Source organism: Alcaligenes aquatilis (genome assembly GCF_003076515.1).
Lineage (GTDB): Bacteria > Pseudomonadota > Gammaproteobacteria > Burkholderiales > Burkholderiaceae_B > Alcaligenes > Alcaligenes aquatilis.
This window is the reverse complement of the sequence record NZ_CP022390.1, coordinates 3,719,992-3,721,541: the sequence shown is the minus strand read 5'-3', so window position 1 is coordinate 3,721,541 and position 1,550 is coordinate 3,719,992. Positions and strand designations below refer to the sequence as shown.

The following is a 1,550-nucleotide window of genomic DNA, read 5'->3' as shown; positions in this document are numbered from 1 at the left end:
TCAGCAAAACCATTCACCAGATCAATAATCAACAAGCCATACGGAGCTTTAGGCTCCAGCGTCGACCCAAACCCTTGTTGAGCGTAAACCGCTCCCTCATTCGTACTCACCAACGCCTCCGTCCAATACTTTGCCATCACGCACGACGGCGCGGCCATCCAGGCTGACCGTGCAATGTCGCAAAGGAATATCAATGTGGCAGGCCGTCGTGCGATTGCCGCCCGCCTCGTTGTTCGGCCCCAGGGAGAACAGGAAGTTACCCTCGAAGGCACGAGCATCCATACCAATGGTGTTCTCACGCGAATACAGACCCAGCGTGGACCAATGACAACGCGGTTGCAGACCCCAGCCGATATGCGAAATCGCATAACCTTCGGGATCGTTGAAGGTCTTCATGTATTCGTCCAGCAGTTCGGCTTCAATACCACCTTCAATCTTGGTGGCGTAGCCGTTTTCCACGGTCAGAATAATCTGCTCAGTCGAGTATTTCTTCTGCGGCAACAGAATGTCGCCCTTGTCGATCACGATGGTGCCGTTGGTGCCCAACTCATTGGGCCAGGTCAGCACAAAGCCGCTAGGCCAGTGGTCCCAACGACCGGGTTCATCCACAAAACCGTATTCACGAATCGCAGGGAATTCACCCAGTGGGCAACGCAGATTAGTACCAGCAGGCGAGGTAATGCTCATCTCCTTGGCGGCCTTGATCAAAGCGGCCGCCGCTGTCACGCGTGCGCGATCTGCTTCCGTTGGCACGGTACGAACCAGAATTTCGGGTGGCTCCACGGCCAGCAGAATCTTGGTACCCGACTTCAGAATGTCGATCTGCTCGGGCGAGAACAACAGGGTCATCAGGTCCAAAACCAGATCGCTGGCCTTCAAGGCGGCGATCGCCGCTTCGTTGCCCGTCAGCGGGGTCGTTCCCAAGTACGCCAGCGAGTCACGGCTCAAGGCTTTTTCCGCATTGACCGGCAACAAGTCCAGACGATTGACAATCGCGCCCATGGACTGAGCGGCAATCTGCGCGCACTGCATGGTCTGGGGGTGCGTGGTCGAGCTAGTCAGCAAGGTCACGGTTTGACCCGCTTGCAGCTTGGACAGACGTAACACCTCTTGCCATGCTTCGATAAGTTGATAATCACTCACTGCCATTTTGTCTCTCCTTGTGAGAGGTTCCGGCACTGACGCGGAACCTCTGCATCACGACGGGCCACCGTAGCGGCCCTTTAACATCACACCAAGCGCTGGCCCAGAAAGTCACCGAAGGCTTCGTAAAAGCCGGCTTCGTTGTCCCAAGGAATCATGTGACCGGCGTTCGGCACACGAACGTGCTGCACGCCAGAGGCCAGTTGCTGAATCTCGGCCACATCCTCATCACGCACCACATCGCCACGCTCGGCGGCCATCAGCAAGGCAGGTACTTTCAAATGCGGGAAGTCGACGTGGATATCGTCGGTGTGGAAACCTTCAAAGCTGGCCAGAATCGCAGGCTCGTGGCAGGTGTGCAGCCACTGGGCACGCAATTGCAACTGCTCTTCGGTCCAGGTCGGGCA

2 protein-coding genes are annotated in these 1,550 nt (G+C 56.8%); both read right to left on the bottom strand.

The annotated features are described in order from the left end of the window. Positions 1 to 96 precede the first annotated feature (96 nt). Positions 97 to 1,149, bottom strand: coding sequence for a 2,5-dihydroxypyridine 5,6-dioxygenase NicX family protein (locus CA948_RS16980; RefSeq protein ID WP_094197643.1), 1,053 nt, complete (start codon positions 1,147 to 1,149; stop codon positions 97 to 99). An 80-nt stretch (positions 1,150 to 1,229) separates the two neighbouring features. Then, positions 1,230 to 1,550 (bottom strand): alpha/beta fold hydrolase (locus CA948_RS16975; RefSeq protein WP_162496919.1); only part of this gene is annotated, 321 nt, incomplete at its 5' end.

Bases quoted from the DNA above. Each gene is read 5' to 3' on its own strand.
- CA948_RS16980 (WP_094197643.1), bottom strand. From the start codon at position 1,149: ATGGCAGTGAGTGATTATCAACTTATCGAAGCATGGCAAGAGGTGTTA.